Source organism: Pseudomonas oplopanacis (genome assembly GCF_057128725.1).
Genome location: NZ_JBSKHV010000021.1, coordinates 1 through 18,306, shown reverse-complemented (window position 1 = coordinate 18,306; position 18,306 = coordinate 1). Strand labels below are relative to the sequence as shown.

Below are 18,306 nucleotides of genomic sequence, written 5' to 3'. Positions count from 1 at the left end.
CATGGGGTCATGTTTTTCCTGTCAGTACGCGTTATTCGTTTGAACGATCAGTCAGCGCAAAAGTCCAGATGCATGTAAGCCCATCCATGGGCTTTATCGAGGAGGCACTGATGCAAAAGTGGAAAATCACTTTCGTGGATGATCACGGTGAAACAATCGATGAAGTCTTTGAGTGCGACGAGTGCCCGGACAACGAGCACGCCGCCAAACTCATCAAGGCCCGACTCCTGCCTGTCGCCGCCGAACTGGATCTGAACGATCTGGAAGGGCGAACCCCCGATGCGAGCGTCAAAAGTCTCAAGACGCAGAACAGCATACAAATCCTCGGCATCACGCCAATCTGAACCTCTCCTGTCTGATTCTCATCCAGGCCTTGGCAGCGGCTCTCTCTTGAGGCTACTCTGCAATCGAGATCAGCGAATGGATCGCTAAGGTCTGGTCTTGTCAGCTACATGCTTGCTTCCCACCGGCAACGAGGTTGCCGCATCGCGCGCACCACTCGGCTGCGCGTGCCCGGGAATACGGAAAGTCTATCCATCACTATGAGGGGGACGTTTCATGAGCACAGCCTATCAAGAAGACATCAGCAGCTCGGTGCTGCGCCGCATGAAAGAAGGCGGTTTCGACTTTTCAAGATTCCACCCCATCGAGTTCTACGCCATTTTTCCCGACGAGGAGCGGGCCCGCAGAGCAGCAGGTCATTACCGTGGTGAATCCCTGAATGCGCAAATCAGTGTGCGCGACGACGGTGCATGGGCGCTCGAACTGAGCAAAGTCATGTACGCCACCTACGATGACATCGGCGATTTCGAGCAAGGCTTCGAGGCGGTGGTCGAGCCTCTGGGCGGCATCATCGAAGGATGGGGCGTCAAGCAGGAGGTACGAGGGCTACTCGCATAATCCTATGAACAGTGACACGCACTAACGGCTGGCCTTCGGGTTGGCCGTTTTAGTTTGCGGGGGACGTAAAACACGTCCGGCAAAACCCTGAAACAAGAATCCGGGGCAAAAAAAACCGCCTGAGCAGGCGGCTAAAGGGAAGTTCGGGCTGTTTTTCCAGCGAATGCGCGGATTATCCGCACCGGCGGCCGGGCAGTGAAATCAACTCTGACTATGCTGGTGATAGGCGACAACGTCGCCTTGCAATGAAGCGGGGGCTGTCAGGTTGGGGCGTTTGCTGCACAGGAATGGTGCGATGTAAACGGGGCGATTATCCAACCGATTGATATCAAAGCGTTTCTGCCGCTGGCACGGGCCTTGCGAAGCCTAGGTGTCCGGGTGACAAGGAGTACGGCATGATCCGCACCTATTTTGATGAAATGTACGATGCCGGCGGCCAGGTCCGTCCGCATTATCGGGAGTTTGCCCGTTGGCTGGCCGAAACGCCTGACGAGCTTTTGGCACAACGGCGACGCGAGGCCGATCTGTTATTTCATCGCGCCGGGATAACCTTCACGCTCTACGGGGACGAGCAGGGGACAGAGCGCCTGATTCCCTTCGACACCATTCCGCGAAGTATTCCTGCCAGCGAATGGCGGGTCGTCGAGCGCGGCTGCATTCAGCGGGTCAAGGCACTGAACATGTTCCTTGCCGACCTCTATCACGAGCAGCGCATCATCAAGGCCGGCATCATCCCGGCCGAGCAAGTGCTGGCCAACGAGCAATACCAGTTGGCGATGCAAGGGCTGGATCTGCACCGGGACATCTATTCGCACATCTCTGGCGTCGATCTGGTGCGCGACGGTGACGGCACGTACTACGTGCTCGAAGACAACCTGCGTACACCGAGCGGCGTGAGCTACATGCTCGAAGACCGCAAGATGATGATGCGCCTGTTCCCCGAACTGTTCGCGGCGCAACGCATTGCGCCAATCGATCACTATCCGAATCTGCTTCTGGATACCCTGAAAAGCTCCAGCCCGATCGATAACCCGAGCGTGGTGGTGCTGACGCCGGGTCGTTTCAACAGCGCGTTTTTCGAGCATGCCTTTCTGGCTCGGGAGATGGGCGTTGAACTGGTGGAGGGGGCGGATCTGTTCGTGCGCGATGACAAGGTGTTCATGCGCACCACGGACGGGCCGAAAGCCGTCGACGTGATCTACCGTCGCCTGGACGACGCGTTCCTCGACCCGCTGGCATTCAATCCGGACTCGATGCTGGGCGTTCCGGGGCTGTTGTCGTCGTACCGTTCCGGCAACGTCGTGTTGGCGAATGCCATCGGCACCGGTGTGGCGGACGACAAGTCGGTGTACCCGTTTGTCACCGACATGATCCGTTTCTACCTCGACGAAGAACCGATCCTGAAGAACGTGCCGACGTTCCAGTGCCGCAATCCCTCCGAACTGTCCCACGTATTGGCCAATCTTCCGGATCTGGTGGTCAAGGAAACCCAGGGCTCCGGCGGTTACGGAATGCTGGTGGGACCGGCGGCGACGGCGGCGGAAATCGAGTCGTTCCGTGCACGGATCAAAGCCAAGCCGCACGCGTATATCGCGCAACCGACGTTGTCTCTGTCGACCTGTCCGACTTTTGTCGAAAACGGCATCGCGCCACGCCACATCGACCTGCGTCCGTTTGTATTGTCTGGCCGCGAAACCCGGGTCGTGCCCGGCGGATTGACCCGTGTTGCTTTGCGTGAAGGCTCTCTGGTGGTGAATTCCTCCCAGGGTGGCGGAACCAAGGACACCTGGGTGGTCGAGGATTGAAGGAAGCCTGCCATGTTAAGTAGAACTGCCTCGGATTTGTATTGGATGTCGCGTTACCTGGAGCGGGCGGAAAACCTCGCACGGATGCTCGACATCAGTTATTCGCTGTCGCTGATGCCGCAGGATGGTCGCGGCGACGGGCTGCACGAACTCGCCATGCCGCTGCTGATCACCGGCACCCTGGACGATTACCTGGAGCGCCACGGCGAGTTGCATGCCGAACGGCTGCTGCATTTCTTCGCCCTCGATGCGGCCAACCCGGCGAGCATCTACAGCTGCCTCGGTTCGGCGCGAGCCAGTGCCCATGCGGTGCGTGGGCGAATCACCGCCGACATGTGGGAAAACATCAACGCCACCTGGCTGGAAATTCGCGGGATCGCCGAACAGGGCTTGAGTCGCTACGGCATGAGCCGTTTTTGCGAGTGGATCAAGGAACGTTCCCACCTGTTCCGGGGCGCGTCCTACGGCACCATCATGCGAAACGATGCGTTCCGCTTCATTCGTCTGGGGACGTTTATCGAAAGGGCGGACAACACGCTGCGCCTGCTCGATGCGCGCTACGAAATGGCCGGTGATCAAGCCGAAGCGGTCAGTGACGGCACGGCGCACGCCTATTACCAGTGGAGCGCCTTGCTGCGAGCGCTGTCGTCGTTCGAGGCGTACACCGAGATCTATCGCGACGCACCCGGTGCCCGGCATGTGGCGGAGTTGCTGTTGCTGCGGGCCGATGTACCGCGTTCGCTGCGTGCCTGCACCGAAGAAATCGACCAGATCCTCGCCAGCCTGCCGGGAGCAAACGGCCGTCCCGCGCAACGCCTGGCCGCCGAGATCGACGCACGCCTGCGCTACACCGGCATCAACGAAATTCTCGACGAAGGCCTGCACGCCTGGCTGACCGAATTCATCCCGCTGGTGCGCCAGTTGGGCAACGCCATTCACAGTTCATACCTGGAGGCTGCATGAGACTTTCCATAAGCCACGAAACCACCTATCACTATGAAGATCAGGTGCGGGCGAGCATCCAGTACCTGCGACTGACACCCCATGACAGCGAGCGCCAGCACGTGCTCAGCTGGCAGCTCGACCTGCCGCGCCCGGTGCGCGCGCAACTCGACCCGTTCGGCAACATCCTGCATGTGCTGACCATGGACGAGCCGCACGAGGCGATCATCATCGGCGCCCGTGGTCAGGTGGATATCGATGAACTGCGCGAAGCCGAGCATGAGAGCCAGTCGGCGCTGCCGTTCCTGCGTTTCACCCGGCTGACCGAAGCCGACGAAGCCTTGCGAGCGTTCGCGCAAAAGGAATGCAAGACCCGTCGGGATCGCACCGCGCTGATCGACTTGATGCATGGCCTGAACCAGCACATGACCTACACGCCGGGCTCGACCGAAGTCGACACCAGCGCGGCCCAGGCCTTTGCCGGACGTTCCGGCGTCTGTCAGGACCACACCCATGCGTTTCTCGCCTGCGCGCGAAGCCTGGGCATTCCGTCCCGGTATGTGTCCGGTTATCTGTACAGCGAGAACAGCGAACACCTGGCCAGTCACGCCTGGGCGGAAGCGTGGCTGGATGATGCGTGGTACAGCTTTGACGTGACCAACGAATTGGCCCGGCCCGAGCGGCATTTGAAACTGGCGGTGGGCCTGGATTACCTGGATGCCTGCCCGGTACGCGGAATGCGCCGGGGCGGCGGGTGTGAGCAGATGCATGCGAAGGTGTTTGTGTCACCGACACCGATGCCGGTTATCTCCGTTCAACAACAGTAATCCGGGATTTCACAAATCCCCTGTGGAAGCACGCTTTTGTGGCGAGGGAGCTTGCTCCCGCTGGGGCGCGTAGCGGCCCTCAACCAAGGCAGCGCGGTATGCCAATCTGATCGAGTTTCCGGGTTTTAGGGCTGCTGCGCAGCCCAGCGGGAGCAAGCTCCCTCGCCACAGGTGTGCGCTTACTTGGCTGGAGACAGTTTGCGTCCGGCCATGTGCTTCAAATACCCCACCAGCATTTCCAGATCACCATCCGGCAACACCTGCGCCGTAAACCCCGGCATCTTCGCCTGCGGCCACTGCCTCAAACTCTGCGGATCACGGATATAGCGCTTCAAGAACTCCGCCCCGAAATACTCGGTCGGGCTATACGGAATATTCAAATCCGGCCCGAACTGCGCGTCCCCGGCACCATTCAATCGATGGCACGCCAGGCAGTTCTTCTGGAACAACGCAAATCCCTGATTCACCGGATCGTTCGCCTTCAACGCCGGATCAGGCAGCAGGGCAGGGAAGCGCGCTGCCACCGGTGCCAGGCGCTTGATGCTGGACACCTGAAACGGCCACTGCTCCGGGCTGATATTGCCAGCTTGCGGATCCGTCCAGACCAGATAAAACGGCCCGGCACTCGGCTTGCCTTCCGACAACGCCGGCCACGGTTTCGCCGGGTCCTCAATCGCCAGCCACGCCCGCGCACCTTGGGTGTTGAGCAACGGAGCCGCGGCCAACTCGGCGGCAAATCCGTCCAGCGCCACGGCTTGCAAATGGTCGTCGGGCTTGATACCGGTCAACAGCGCCGCCAGCGGCACCGCTTGATAGCTCATGTCCTGTTTGTAGGAAACGTCGTCGGCAACATGAAGGGTCTGGACTTGCGGGTGCTTGAGCAGTTCTTCGGTCTGCCAGGTGCGAGTGGTCGCGCCTAGCTCGAGGTTCAGCTGTGCGGCAAACAGAGGCGTGCTGAGCAGCAAGGCCCCGAACAGAATGAGCGTTTTCAATAGATCGCCGTCCATGTCGTGGAAGTGCCGTAAAGGTTGGCACACCCTCGCTGGCCCGGGTAGCGGGCCAGTCACATTTTTGGAATGACGATATAAATACCTGACGCCGTATTTTCTGCCGACTAGCCAATCACCTTGGTCAGATTCGGCAAAATCAACAACAGCGTGGTGGCGAAAAGAATGAGCCCGGCTTGACGTACTTTCGAATGTTTGAACATGGCTTGACCGCCTTTTTTGTTATTTCCTGATGCCTGCCTGCATATCTCCATGACGGCAGAGCGTTGCACTTCCTGTAGGACGAGCGCCTCGGCAAAACCCGACGACAACTTCGTACACTTCACCTTAGAGCCCGCGTCACTCGCGGTTTAGATCCATTTCGTATGGAACTACCTAAAAAAACTATTAAAACGGCATGAGGCCTATTGCCAGCTTCTTGGGCGCCCTATTGCTAGACACTTCCGGCTCCTGAAACGGTTAATCCGGTAGCTCACTACCGTCCGTCTGAGCGTGTCCGTCAATGTCAGTGAGCACTGCGGTCATTGAATCCGCGGCGGCCCGGCATAAGAGTGAGCACTCAGTATTTACTCACCGCCCAGGTTCGAGGACGTCATGACCCAAGCTTTGATTTTCGACGCGTTACGCACGCCCCGTGGCAAAGGCAAGGCCGATGGCGCCTTGCACAGCGTCAAACCGGTCAATCTGGTGGCCGGCTTGCTCACGGCGCTGCAACAGCGCACGTCGCTCGATACCAGCCAGGTCGATGACGTGGTACTCGGCTGCGTGACGCCGATTGGTGATCAAGGCTCCGATATCGCCAAAACCGCAACTCAGGTGGCGGATTGGGACGTCAGCGTCTCGGGCGTGCAGATCAACCGCTTCTGCGCGTCGGGCCTTGAGGCGGTGAACCTCGGCGCGATGAAGGTGCGCTCTGGTTTCGAGGATTTGGTGGTGGTCGGCGGGGTCGAGTCGATGTCCCGCGTGCCGATGGGCAGCGACGGCGGGGCCTGGGCGCTGGACCCGGAAACCAATCTGCACAGCCATTTCACGCCGCAAGGCGTGGGCGCAGACCTGATTGCCACCCTCGAAGGGTTCAGTCGCCAGGACGTCGATGCCTACGCGCTGCACTCGCAACAGAAAGCGGCGCGGGCACGGGCGAACGGTTCGTTCAACAAGTCGCTGGTGCCAGTGCAGGATCAGAACGGCATCATCCTGCTCGATCACGATGAGTTCATTCGCGCCGACTCCACCCTCGAAGGCCTGGGCAAGCTCAAGCCGAGTTTCGAGATGATGGGGCAAATGGGCTTCGACGCCACGGCGTTGCGCGTCTACAGCCATGTCGAGCGGATCAATCACGTGCACACGCCGGGCAACAGCTCCGGGATCGTCGATGGTGCGGCGCTGATGCTGATCGGTTCCGAAGCCAAGGGCCGGGCGCTGGGCTTGCAGCCTCGGGCGCGGATCGTCGCCACGGCGGTCACCAGCACCGATCCGACCATCATGCTCACCGGCCCGGCGCCGGCCACCCGTAAAGCGCTGGCAAAGGCCGGCCTGCGGGTGGAAGACATTGACCTGTTCGAAGTCAACGAAGCGTTCGCCTCGGTGGTGCTCAAATTCATCAAGGACATGGCCATCGATCCGGACAAGGTCAACGTCAACGGCGGCTCCATTGCCATGGGCCATCCGCTGGGCGCCACCGGCTGCGCGATTCTCGGCACGCTGCTCGATGAGCTGGAAACCCGGCGCCTGCGCTATGGCCTCGCGACGCTGTGTGTCGGCGGCGGCATGGGCATTGCCACCATCATCGAACGCCTCTGAGCCCCCGACTTCCAAGGAAACATGTTCATGACTGAAGCCATTCGTTACGAAAAGGGTCAGGACCAGATCGTCGTCCTGACCATCGACATGCCAGGCCAGAGCGCCAACACCATGAACGCGGTCTACCGCGAAGCCATGGCCGCCTGCGTCGCCCGATTGGTCGCTGAAAAAGACAGCATTGCCGGGGTCATCATCACCTCGGCGAAGAAGACGTTCTTCGCCGGCGGCGACCTCAATGAACTGATCAAGGTCGGCAAGCCCGAAGCCAAAGCGTTCTACGACATGGTGCTGACCCTCAAGGGTCAATTACGCACGCTGGAAACCCTCGGCAGACCGGTGGTGGCCGCGATCAACGGTGCCGCATTGGGCGGCGGTTGGGAAATCTGCCTGGCGTGCCATCACCGCGTGGCGCTGGACAATCCGTCGGTGCAACTCGGCCTGCCGGAAGTCACGCTTGGCTTGCTGCCGGGCGGCGGCGGGGTGGTGCGCATGGTGCGGATGCTGGGCATCGAGAAAGCCTTGCCCTACCTGCTGGAGGGCAAAAAAGTTCGGCCACAACAGGCGTTGCAGGCCGGGTTGATTGACGAAGTGGCGGGCAACGGCGATGAGCTGCTGGCCAAGGCACGTGCCTGGATCATCGCCAATCCTGTCGCCGTTCAGCGCTGGGACGTGAAGGGATATCAGATCCCCGGCGGCACCCCGTCCAGCCCGAAAGTCGCGCAGATGCTCGCCATCGCGCCGTCGATCCTGCGCAGCAAAACCCAGGGCTGCATGCCCGCGCCGGAGAAAATCCTCTGCGCGGCGGTTGAAGGCGCCCAAGTGGATTTCGACACTGCGCACCTGATCGAAACCCGCTACTTCACTGAATTGACCACCGGCCAGGTCTCGAAAAACCTGATTGGTACGTTCTGGTTCCAACTCAACGAGATCAATGCCGGCGGTTCGCGGCCGCAAGGTTTTGCGCCTTACGTGACGCAAAAAGTCGGGGTGCTCGGCGCCGGGATGATGGGCGCGGGCATCGCGTTTGTCAGCGCATCGGCTGGCATCGAGGTGGTGCTCAAGGACATTACTCTGGCGGCAGCGGAGAAGGGCAAGGCCCATTCGGCAGCATTGCTGGACAAGAAAGTTGCGCGCGGCCAGATGATTGCGCAGCAACGTGAGGCGATTCTGGCGCGGATCCGTACCACCGAAAGCGATGCGGACCTGGCCGGTTGCGATCTGATTATCGAGGCGGTATTCGAAGACCGTGAGCTCAAAGCCAAGGTCTCGTCGGCCGCGCAAACAGTCGTCGGGCCGGACGCGGTGATCGCTTCCAACACCTCGACTCTGCCGATCAGCGGCCTCGCAACTGCGGTGCCGGATCAGAGCAAATTCATCGGCCTGCACTTCTTCAGTCCCGTGGAAAAAATGCCATTGGTGGAAATCATCAAAGGCGCCAATACCAGCGACGAAACCCTGGCTCGAGGCTTTGATTTCGTCCTGCAAATCAAGAAAACCCCGATCGTGGTCAACGACAGTCGCGGCTTCTTTACCTCGCGGGTGTTTGGCACCTTCACCAACGAAGGCATCGCCATGCTCGGCGAAGGCGTCAGCGCGCCGATGATCGAAACCGAAGCGCGCAAGGCTGGCATGCCCATCGGGCCGCTGGCGATTTCTGACGAAGTTTCCCTCAGCCTCATGAGCCATATCCGTCAGCAAACGGCCAAAGACCTGCAAGCCGAAGGGAAACCGCTGACAGAGCATCCGGCATTTGCCGTGATCGACTTGCTGCTCAACGAATACAAACGGCCCGGTAAAGCGGCAGGCGGCGGTTTCTACGACTACCCGGCCGCAGGCCAGAAACATCTGTGGCCGGAGCTGAAAAGTCGTTTCGAGAAGCCTGACGGGCAGATTTCGCCAAAGGATGTGCGTGATCGCCTGCTGTTCGTGCAAGCCATCGAAACCGTGCGCTGTGTGGAGGAGGGCGTGCTGATGTCGACGGCGGACGCCAACGTCGGTTCGATCTTCGGCATCGGTTTCGCGGCCTGGACCGGCGGTGCGCTGCAATTCATCAATCAGTACGGCGTACAAGACTTCGTTGCCCGCGCCCAATACCTGGCCGCGCAGTATGGCGAACGCTTCAATCCGCCAGCGTTGTTGCTGGAAAAAGCCGCCAAAGGGGAGACGTTTTAAGGGACCGGTGACGCCTCGCAGGGCTTGCCTTGGAACGGTGTTTCGAGGCAGGCTCTGGGGTGTGCATTATTCCCATCACGTGTCAGGTATTTTTTATGTCGTTACGCATCTGCATTCTGGAAACCGACATCCTGCGTCCGGAACTGGTCGATCAATATCAGGGTTACGGGCAGATGTTCCAGCGTCTGTTTTCGCAGCAACCCATCGCTGCCGAGTTCACGGTCTATAACGTGATGCAGGGCGAATACCCAAGCGATGACCTGACCTTCGACGCTTATCTGGTCACCGGCAGCAAGGCCGATTCCTTCGGCACCGACCCGTGGATCGAAACCCTCAGGAAATACCTGCTGACCCGCTACGAACGCGGCGACAAACTCTTGGGCGTGTGTTTCGGCCATCAGTTGCTGGCGTTGTTGCTGGGCGGCAAAAGCGAACGCGCCACCCAAGGCTGGGGCGTCGGCACCCACAGTTACAAACTCGCGGCCAAGGCGCCGTGGATGAGCCCGGTCAGGGAAGAGTTGACGTTGTTGATCAGCCACCAGGATCAGGTGACCTCGCTACCGGAAAACGCCACGGTCATCGCCTCCAGCGATTTCTGCCCGTTCGCCGCTTACCACATCAACGACCAGGTGCTGTGCTTCCAGGGGCATCCGGAATTCATTCACGACTATTCGCGGGCGCTGCTGGAAATTCGTCAGGAAGCGCTGGGTGAGCAGATCTACTCGAAAGGCGTGGCCAGCCTTGAGCATGAGCATCATGGCGCTACGGTTGCGGAGTGGATGATGCGGTTTGTGGCGCACAAGCCAGAAACGGTCTGAGGTTCACAATTTCTGCGGTGAGGAGCTTTCTGTGGCGAGGGAGCTTGCTCCCGCTCGGCTGCGCAGCAGTCGCCATTCAGGCAACGCGGTTTGTCTGAATAAGTGCTGGGGGCGCTTCGCACCCCAACGGGGGCAAGCCCCCTCGCCACACAAGCTCCCTCGCTACAGGTAAGCAAGCCGTTACAACCATCCGGATTTCTTGAAACTCGCCCACAACCCCGTGCATCCCAGCGCAATAAACCCCAACACCCCGAAGTACCCGTAGTGCCACGCCAGCTCCGGCATGTTCTGGAAGTTCATCCCGTAAATCCCGGCCACCGCCGTCGGAAACGCCAAAATCGCCGCCCACGCCGCAAACTTGCGCTGCACCACGCTCTGACGTGAAGCCTCCAACAACACCCCCACCTCAATCGTCTGGCTGGCAATGTCGGCCAGGGTCGTCAGGTCTTCCATCTGCCGCGTCACGTGGATCTGCACATCCCGGAAGTACGGGCGCATGTTCTTGTCGATGAACGGGAAGCTCAGCTTCTGCAGTTCCTCACCGATCTCGACCATCGGCGCCGCATAACGACGCAAGCGCAATACGTCCCGGCGCAGGCCGTGCAGTTTCTGGATGTCATGTTCGTTCAGCGCACTGCACAACACGTTGCGCTCCAGCTCATCGATTTCGGCGTGGATTGCTTCACCCACGGGCTGGTAGTTTTCGATCACGAAGTCGAGGATGGCATAGAGAACGAAGTCCTCTCCGTGTTCAAGCAACAACGGGCGTGCCTCACAGCGTTGCCGTACATAGGCGTAGGAAGCTGAATGGCCATTGCGTGCAGTGATGATGTAGCCGTTGCCGGCAAAGATATGTGTCTCGATGAACTCGAGTTTGCCCTCGTTACGAATCGGTGAGTACGTGACGATAAACAATGCGTCGCCAAAGGTTTCGAGCTTCGGCCGGCTGTGCTTTTCCAGGGCATCTTCGATGGCCAGTTCGTGCAGGTTGAACTGGCGTTGCAGGTTGGCCAGTTCTTGGGCGTCCGGCTCTTCGAGGCCGATCCACACAAAGTGGTCGGGTTTTGCGGCCCAGGCTGCGCCTTCGTCGAGGGTGATATTGGTGACTTTCTTACCGGCGCTGTAAACCGCAGCAGCAACAACTCTACCCATGATTCAGGTTCACTTCTTATTAGCAGGTGGCAGTGGCAGGCATTCTTCAGCTTAGCCTTGTCTGATGCTTCAGAGTGAGCGAACTCTGCAGAGTTCGAAGGCAAAAGTTCGAAGGCAAAAGAAAACCCGCACCAGGCGGGTTTCTTTTTACGCGGCTTGCAGTTGCCGATCCATCGAAGCGATGCATTCGCGCATCTGTTCGCGGCACTGGGCCATCAGCAGGGGCATGTCGTCCAGGCTCAAACCCGCTGTAGGAATCGCCGGCAACGAACGAATCAGAATTTTCCCACTGCGCCAGCGGTTCAAACGCATGTGTTTGACGTAACTGCTGACACACACCGGCACGATCGGCACGCCGGCAGCGATCGCCATCTGGAACGCGCCTTTCTTGAACGGCAGCAACTCTTCACCCAGGTTGCGCGTGCCTTCCGGGAAGACCCAGATCGACGTGTCTTCATGCTGCAAGGTGTGCGTAGTGGTCAGCATCGACTGGCGCGCCTTGTGCGCATTGCCGCGGTCGATCAAGACGTTGCCCGCCAGCCAGAACAACTGCCCAAACAGCGGCACCCACTTCAGGCTCTTTTTGCCGATGCACACGGTACGGCGGGGCACCACGTTGCCGAATACAAACAGGTCGTAGTTGGATTGGTGATTGGCGATGATCACGCAGCTGTCAGGTTTGTCCATCAACGGACCGACATCGGCCTTCACCCGTAAACGCAAAATACACATTGCCGGCCACGCATACAGACGTGCGCACAAACGGCTGTTGTCCGGGTTGAACGGGCGACACAGGCCCAGAATCACCCCCAGCACACCGGCCAGAATAAAGTGCAGGCCCATCAAGAACATACGAAACACAAACAGCATTTACAGGCCCCACCGGGACAAAAGGTGGCGCAGTGTACGGATGTGCACTGTTTTCGGCAATTGCCGCTATAGAGGAGGGAGATAGGCGATGTTTGTGCGCATGTTTCCGACTTGTGGGTCAGACGCGTTCTAGAGCGGTTACAGACTTTTCAACATCACAGGTAAGAAAAAGCCCGACACGACGGTCGGGCTTTTCGGTGCAACGCGTCTGGGCTTAACCCAAGTGTTGCTGATCGAGGATGATTGCGTTGTCCAGCGTCTCCAGCAGCGCCTTGCGTACTTTCAACTTGGTGTTCTTGTGCGCGGTCATGTTGATCTTCTTCAGCTGACGAGCTGCTGCCAGCGCGGCACCTGCCAGCTCTTCGGCCGAGACCACCACGTCGAGGAAACCTGCGTCCACAGCGCTCTGCGGGTTAAACATCTCGCCATTGATCACCGAGCGATGCAGTGCAGCCTTGCTCAGGCGATCACGGGCGATTTCGATACCGGCGTGGTGCATGGTCATACCGATCTGCACTTCGTTCAAGCCAATGCTGAACGGACCATCAACCCCGATGCGGTAATCGGCCGACAACAGCAGGAACGCACCCTTGGCCACGGCATGCCCAGGGCACGCGACGATCACCGGGAACGGGTGCGACAGCAGGCGACGGGCCAGCGTCGAACCGGCAGTGACCAACGCCACGGCTTCTTTCGGCCCGGACGTCATCACCTTCAAGTCATAACCACCCGACAGAATTCCCGGCGTACCGGTAATGATCACCACCGCACGATCAGTCACTGCCTGATCCAGCGCAGCGTTAAACGCGGCAATCACGTCGGGCGAGATGGCATTGACCTTGCCATTGCTCAAGGTCAGGGTCGCGATACCGTCTTCGAGATGGTAGGAAATCAACTCACTCATGACGCTATTCCTTGTATGAAAGTTGGGGCAGACGTTACCCACCGCAGCAGGCCAGGTAAAGCGCCGTGACTGACCCGTCAGTCACCCTTTCCCCGCCGGGCAAGCGTAGCCCGCCACATCCGCGGCGCATTCCCTTCTATATAGAAGCGGGCGCGAAGCCGGAGATTGGCAGGTTTGCCATGACCCCAAATCCGGCGGAACGACTAAAACGCTAAGCGCATGAAAATTCTGCAAAAAAAGTTTGCCATCGGAAAAGGTTTCGACTACATTAGCGCGCCTCGACAGACAGAACTTGTTTGACGAGATACGGTGAAGTGTCCGAGTGGCTTAAGGAGCACGCCTGGAAAGTGTGTATACAAGAAATTGTATCGAGAGTTCGAATCTCTCCTTCACCGCCAAATTCGATGTAACCAGAACCCCTGATTTCGAGAGAAATCAGGGGTTTTGTGGTTTCTGGGGTCTGGTTTTGGCCAGCGGGACCTGTTTCGGGATTGTCCATGGGGTTGGGGGCATGATGGTGTATGAACGGTGCCTGCCTGACCATTACAAGGCGTGCTTTTCAAAAGACGGTATAAGCGACGCACAAACTGGTCTACTTTCTTAAACCAGATGTTATAGCTTTGAATCGTTACCGACTCAGCAGGGTCGCATTCGTAATTGTTTCCATTGTAATTAATGAAAAGACTTTCCTTCTATTGGAAGGCGTGACTCAGTATCCAGGTTGTTGAGGCTCTGACAAAAAATCCAGGACGTTCGAGTTTTTCGGTTTGATGTATTGATTTTCGGTACTTAAGATTCCCCGTAGTGCGAACTATCAGCGGACACATTGCAGTATCCGACTTGGCCTTTTTTGACTCTTGAGTCTGCGCAGAACACATAACCCTGAAAAAAGATGAACCCCCCTGAAAACGCCTGAAAACCCATGAAAACATCCGGGCGGTTCGGACACGTTTTGACGCGTTCTATACAGTTTGCATAGGCCAATAGAGGCCGCCGTAATGACGTTAGAATATACGAGGTCGAGCAATGAAAACGCGAATTGTAAAAATAGTGGCTGTGTACATAGCGATATTGAGTCTGCAGGGCTGCGCTAGCATCGTCGGCGAGACTGAGTATCCGGTGGCAGTCTCAAGTGCGCCAGAGGGCGCTTCTTTTGAGATCAAAAACAAGTCTGGCCAGATTGTCCATTCGGGGACCGCGCCCAGCACAGTAACGCTGAAGTCAAGCAAAGGGTATTTTTCCGGGCAGACCTATACTTTGCTATTCAAGAAGGATGGGTATTCCGACAAGATGGCGACCTTGGATTCGGATATTAGCGGCTGGTATTGGGGAAATATCTTGATCGGGGGCTTGATTGGAATGCTTATCGTCGACCCGGCAACCGGGGCAATGTACAAACTTCCAGAGTCAATCTCAGCTGATATGGGTAAACCAATCGCCAAGGCGGGCACCAAACCTCTTGCGGTGATCAGTATCGATTCTTTGACTGAAGAGCAACGCGCGTTGCTGAGTCCTGTTAAATAATGTCTGTGACGATTAGTGCCCTTTGCATAAAACGGACAGATCTATTTTGGGCTAAGTTATATCGAGAGATCGAATCTCTCCCTCACCGTTAAATTCGATCTACCTGGCGACCAATCGAAAGTGCACGACAAACAACTTCTGAGTGGCTAACCGCGCCCACCTGACTCCTGACCCTGATACGAATAGGCAATGCTCGAAGACAAATCGGCATAGGTGGCCTGGGTTGCGATAGCTACCATGGCACCACATCTACTTGTCGGAGATCGCCATGATCAGCAGAAAAACCCTATTCATCACTGGGGTCAGCAGCGGCTTCGGCAGCGCTCTGGCGCAAGAAGCGCTTGCAGCGGGTCATCGCGTCATTGGCACCGTTCGCAGTGAAAGCGCCTTGCAAGCGTTTGAGGCTCTCTCGCCGGACAATGTTCATGGGGTCATCCTCGATGTAACGGACTTTGACCGTATCGACAGCGTCATTGCGGAGGTTGAAGCAACCCACGGCCCGGTCGATGTGTTGGTCAACAATGCCGGTTACGGACATGAGGGCATTCTCGAGGAGTCGCCCCTGGATGAGATGCGTCATCAGTTCGACGTCAATGTCTTCGGCGCGGTAGCAGTGACCAAGGCGTTCCTGCCTTATTTTCGCAAACGTCGGGCCGGTCACATCCTCAACATCACGTCCATGGGCGGCACCATCACCATGCCGGGTATCGCTTACTATTGCGCCAGCAAGTTTGCTCTCGAAGGTATCTCGGACACACTCAGCAAAGAGCTGCGCCCTTTCAACATCTTCGTCACGGCGGTGGCGCCCGGTTCGTTTCGCACTGACTGGGCAGGACGTTCGATGCAACGCACGCCGCGAAGCATTGCCGACTATGACGCCAGCTTCGACCCGGTACGTAAGGCTCGCGAAGAAAAGAGCGGCAAACAGCTGGGCGACCCGCGAAAAGCAGCGCAAGCAATGTTGCAGGTCATTGCCAGCCCGACGCCGCCGGCACACTTGTTGTTGGGCAGCGATGCATTGAGCCTGGTGCGTGACAAGCTTGCCAGCGCTGCCAGTGAAATAGATCAATGGGAAGCGTTGACCCGTTCAACCGACGGCTGATCGGCAAGCACAGGGGGCATTAATGACTCAGGTCGACACACGCACCTCGCGCATGGTGCAGTTGATGGCAAAGCTCGCTCCGCTTGAGGGCTACAACTTGAGCGCGCTGGAGGATGTGCGCTTTTTGCGTTCCAACCGCCCGCTGACCCGTACTCCGGTTTTGTACGACCCCGGCATCGTGATCCTGTGCCAAGGGCGCAAGCGCGGCTACCTGGGCGATGATGTCTACCTTTACGACGCCCAGCATTATCTTGTGGTCTCCGTCCCCGTTCCGTTCACCATGGAGACCGACGCCAGCGAAGCGGAGCCGATGCTGGCGGTCTACATGCGCCTGAACTTCCAGATGGCCAGCGAGTTGCTGCTGCAAGTCGATGAAGCGCTAGGACCCAATGATGCCCAACCCAAGGGCATGTACGCTTCGCCCATGGACGACTTGTTACGTACCTCGACGCTGCGTTTCCTTGAAGCAATGAGTCGACCGGGTGATGCGCCAATACTCGGCCCGTCGCTGATGCGGGAAATCTACTACCGCATCCTGACGGGCGAGCAGGGTGGCTCGATGCGCGCTGCGCTCAATCGCCAGGGGCACTTTGGCAAGGTCACTCGGGCCATTCGCAAGATCCACAGTTGCTACCAGGAGCACCTGGATGTGGAGTCTCTTGCCCAAGAAGCAAGCATGAGCGTGCCCAGCTTTCACCTGCATTTTCGCAGCGTGACGGACTCGTCCCCGATGCAATACTTGAAGTCGACGCGCTTGCATCAGGCGCGATTGCTGATGCTGCACAACGCGATGACCGCTTCGGCTGCGGCGTTCAATGTGGGCTACGAAAGCGCCTCCCAGTTCAGTCGCGAGTTCAAACGCTTCTTCGGCCGAACGCCACAGGCGGAGATTGAGTGGATGAAGGCGACTTATGCATTGCCTGCGCCGTCTACGCCATCGCTCTATGTGTCGTCGCATTAGAGCCATGAAGGGGGCGCTGTCATTTCTGAAGTTTATGTAGGACGAGTCGGAATGGACTCACGCGTTTATGCAGGAAATGACCAGGAAGCAAGCTGAACTCGAAAAGGTCCACGTAGAGATCACCCAATTGCTTGCTGAACAACTCAAGCTGAATGCTGAAGCGAGCAAGCTGAGTGCCGAGGCGGGCAAGATAACCCGTGAAATTTTTTGGTATCCGGTGGCGATAGCCATTGGGATGATTGGTGCGGTCTCGACCATCACTGCAGTGTTGATCAAGCTTCTTTAATGCCTGGTTTTTCTCATTCAGTCCCTCGAAAAGCCCGGTCTACCGCCTCGCCGCCCACCTGTTAGACTGCCCGAACCACTCGAAAGGAATCGATACCATGCCCAGCCTTCGCGCTGTTTACCGCCGCCCTGTCATTTCCATCACTGCGGTGTTGGCGTGCGCCATGTCACAGTTCGTCACCGCAACAACAGTCCCCGACGCCGAAGCCAGCGACCCCGCCAAACTGGGTTGATTTTTTTATCCTCCCTGACGATTGAGAAGGGGGCAAAACTTTATCAGGAAGGAATATCCATGATCACCACCACAACCAACGCCATCGAAGGCCGCCAGATCACAGCCTACCTGGACATTGTCAGTGCCGAGTCCGTGCAGGGCGTTAACGTTATCCGCGATATGTTTGCCGGGATGCGGGATTTTTTCGGTGGGCGTTCTCAGACGTTGGAGCGGGCGTTGAAGGAAGCGCGGATTCAGGCGACTGACGAGATCAAGGAGCGGGCACGAGCGCTTCAGGCGGACGCGGTGGTGGGGCTCGATTTCGAGATCAGCATGCCGGCCGGCAAGGGCGGGATGGTGGTGGTGTTTGTGACGGGGACAGCGGTCAAATTGAGGTGAGTCGATCTGCATGATCGCTCGGTGTTTTATCGGCCGGCATGCGGGCCATTCGTCGGGCATGCAAAAATCTGAATTACAAGTCCGGTAATGACCGGCTAGTCTCAAAAGCCTTGGTGGTCGATATTTTTCAGGCAAAGGGCTTTGCCGGTGTCGACCCTTTTTGAGAGGGGAAGAGGTATGGCTGATCCGTATATCGAAGACGACGGGGCTGAATTTCCAATCAACAATTGCGTTAAATGCGGCCAGACAGAGTATGTGGCGGGCTTCGGGGAAGACCCGGTCCAGACCAGTAAAGTGAAATCCACGGTGCCCAGAGGACCGAAGGCGAAATTTCTGCCGAGAGTGGCGGCGCACTCCAGGAAGTAACCGTTAATCGGACGAGCCCCGCCATTGAGCGGGGTTTTTCATTTTTGCAGTACCGATTATCGGTTGAAAACCGGGCTGCAGATGCTCGGTGGTGGTAGCGGGCTATTTTTCACAAACTTTTCACACCGTCGTCCGTAGGCTCAAACCATCCGTTAGAAAGCAGTACCTGGCCCGTTCCCCAGCGGGCTTTTTTTTGGTTCTTCACGGAATCCCGGGAAACACAGAAACAAGAACGCCGATTTGATTGATGATGTTCGT

General features: G+C 58.0%; 19 protein-coding genes and 1 tRNA gene. 16 read left to right on the top strand and 4 right to left on the bottom strand.

What is annotated here, in order from left to right; all coding sequences use genetic code 11:
- Window positions 1–110 precede the first annotated feature (110 nt).
- The 5 genes from ACWKV5_RS27525 (at window position 111) to ACWKV5_RS27505 (ending at window position 4,474) form a co-directional block, all read left to right on the top strand.
- Complete coding sequence (locus ACWKV5_RS27525; RefSeq protein ID WP_483843819.1) at window positions 111–344, top strand: hypothetical protein; 234 nt, start codon at window positions 111–113, stop codon at window positions 342–344.
- A gap of 214 nt (window positions 345–558) precedes the next feature.
- On the top strand, window positions 559–900 hold the full coding sequence (locus tag ACWKV5_RS27520) for a ribonuclease E inhibitor RraB (protein WP_027922513.1): 342 nt from the start codon (window positions 559–561) through the stop codon (window positions 898–900).
- 395 nt (window positions 901–1,295) lie between these two features.
- Window positions 1,296–2,705: a circularly permuted type 2 ATP-grasp protein gene (locus tag ACWKV5_RS27515; RefSeq protein ID WP_027922514.1), complete on the top strand. Its 1,410-nt coding sequence runs from the start codon at window positions 1,296–1,298 to the stop codon at window positions 2,703–2,705.
- A 12-nt stretch (window positions 2,706–2,717) separates the two neighbouring features.
- Complete coding sequence (locus tag ACWKV5_RS27510; RefSeq protein ID WP_483843818.1) at window positions 2,718–3,668, top strand: alpha-E domain-containing protein; 951 nt, start codon at window positions 2,718–2,720, stop codon at window positions 3,666–3,668.
- The gene (locus ACWKV5_RS27505; protein WP_027922516.1) at window positions 3,665–4,474 is read left to right on the top strand and encodes a transglutaminase family protein; all 810 of its coding nucleotides are present in this window, start codon (window positions 3,665–3,667) and stop codon (window positions 4,472–4,474) included. Before ACWKV5_RS27510 ends, ACWKV5_RS27505 begins: the two co-directional genes overlap by 4 nt.
- A gap of 179 nt (window positions 4,475–4,653) precedes the next feature.
- Here ACWKV5_RS27505 and ACWKV5_RS27500 read toward each other — a convergent pair whose 3' ends face one another.
- The gene (locus ACWKV5_RS27500; RefSeq protein ID WP_483843817.1) at window positions 4,654–5,481 is read right to left on the bottom strand and encodes a c-type cytochrome; all 828 of its coding nucleotides are present in this window, start codon (window positions 5,479–5,481) and stop codon (window positions 4,654–4,656) included.
- Window positions 5,482–6,075: 594 nt separating this feature from the next.
- Here ACWKV5_RS27500 and ACWKV5_RS27495 point away from each other — a divergent pair.
- The 3 genes from ACWKV5_RS27495 to ACWKV5_RS27485 all read left to right on the top strand — a co-directional run bounded on the left by ACWKV5_RS27495 (window position 6,076) and on the right by ACWKV5_RS27485 (window position 10,271).
- Window positions 6,076–7,281, top strand: a complete 1,206-nt coding sequence (locus tag ACWKV5_RS27495; protein WP_027922518.1) for an acetyl-CoA C-acetyltransferase — start codon at window positions 6,076–6,078, stop codon at window positions 7,279–7,281.
- Window positions 7,282–7,308: 27 nt separating this feature from the next.
- Window positions 7,309–9,453, top strand: a complete 2,145-nt coding sequence (locus tag ACWKV5_RS27490; protein WP_483843816.1) for a 3-hydroxyacyl-CoA dehydrogenase NAD-binding domain-containing protein — start codon at window positions 7,309–7,311, stop codon at window positions 9,451–9,453.
- A 95-nt stretch (window positions 9,454–9,548) separates the two neighbouring features.
- Window positions 9,549–10,271: an amidotransferase gene (locus tag ACWKV5_RS27485; RefSeq protein ID WP_483843815.1), complete on the top strand. Its 723-nt coding sequence runs from the start codon at window positions 9,549–9,551 to the stop codon at window positions 10,269–10,271.
- Between the two features lie 180 nt (window positions 10,272–10,451).
- Here ACWKV5_RS27485 and ACWKV5_RS27480 read toward each other — a convergent pair whose 3' ends face one another.
- The 3 genes from ACWKV5_RS27480 to ACWKV5_RS27470 form a co-directional block, all read right to left on the bottom strand.
- A complete protein-coding gene (locus ACWKV5_RS27480) occupies window positions 10,452–11,423 on the bottom strand; it encodes a magnesium and cobalt transport protein CorA (protein ID WP_483843814.1) in 972 nt (323 codons plus the stop codon).
- A 147-nt stretch (window positions 11,424–11,570) separates the two neighbouring features.
- Complete coding sequence (locus tag ACWKV5_RS27475; protein ID WP_123434181.1) at window positions 11,571–12,293, bottom strand: 1-acylglycerol-3-phosphate O-acyltransferase; 723 nt, start codon at window positions 12,291–12,293, stop codon at window positions 11,571–11,573.
- 214 nt (window positions 12,294–12,507) lie between these two features.
- Window positions 12,508–13,197 carry a crotonase/enoyl-CoA hydratase family protein gene (locus ACWKV5_RS27470; protein WP_483843813.1) on the bottom strand — a complete coding sequence of 230 codons (690 nt, stop codon included), beginning with the start codon at window positions 13,195–13,197 and terminating at the stop codon, window positions 12,508–12,510.
- Window positions 13,198–13,505: 308 nt separating this feature from the next.
- Between ACWKV5_RS27470 and ACWKV5_RS27465 the strand changes: the two genes are divergently transcribed.
- The 8 genes from ACWKV5_RS27465 to ACWKV5_RS27430 all read left to right on the top strand — a co-directional run bounded on the left by ACWKV5_RS27465 (window position 13,506) and on the right by ACWKV5_RS27430 (window position 18,048).
- Window positions 13,506–13,595 (top strand) — tRNA-Ser (locus ACWKV5_RS27465).
- Window positions 13,596–14,223: 628 nt separating this feature from the next.
- Window positions 14,224–14,721, top strand: coding sequence for a hypothetical protein (locus ACWKV5_RS27460; protein ID WP_483843812.1), 498 nt, complete (start codon window positions 14,224–14,226; stop codon window positions 14,719–14,721).
- 268 nt (window positions 14,722–14,989) lie between these two features.
- Window positions 14,990–15,823 carry an oxidoreductase gene (locus tag ACWKV5_RS27455; RefSeq protein ID WP_483843811.1) on the top strand — a complete coding sequence of 278 codons (834 nt, stop codon included), beginning with the start codon at window positions 14,990–14,992 and terminating at the stop codon, window positions 15,821–15,823.
- Between the two features lie 22 nt (window positions 15,824–15,845).
- Window positions 15,846–16,784: an AraC family transcriptional regulator gene (locus ACWKV5_RS27450; RefSeq protein ID WP_483843810.1), complete on the top strand. Its 939-nt coding sequence runs from the start codon at window positions 15,846–15,848 to the stop codon at window positions 16,782–16,784.
- A 67-nt stretch (window positions 16,785–16,851) separates the two neighbouring features.
- A complete protein-coding gene (locus ACWKV5_RS27445) occupies window positions 16,852–17,070 on the top strand; it encodes a hypothetical protein (protein WP_483843809.1) in 219 nt (72 codons plus the stop codon).
- 97 nt (window positions 17,071–17,167) lie between these two features.
- A complete protein-coding gene (locus tag ACWKV5_RS27440) occupies window positions 17,168–17,302 on the top strand; it encodes a hypothetical protein (protein ID WP_483843808.1) in 135 nt (44 codons plus the stop codon).
- Between the two features lie 59 nt (window positions 17,303–17,361).
- Entirely contained in the window at window positions 17,362–17,682 is a 321-nt protein-coding gene (locus ACWKV5_RS27435) for a YbjQ family protein (RefSeq protein WP_483843807.1), read from the top strand.
- Window positions 17,683–17,859: 177 nt separating this feature from the next.
- Complete coding sequence (locus tag ACWKV5_RS27430; RefSeq protein WP_483843806.1) at window positions 17,860–18,048, top strand: hypothetical protein; 189 nt, start codon at window positions 17,860–17,862, stop codon at window positions 18,046–18,048.
- The last annotated feature ends 258 nt before the right edge of the window (window positions 18,049–18,306 follow it).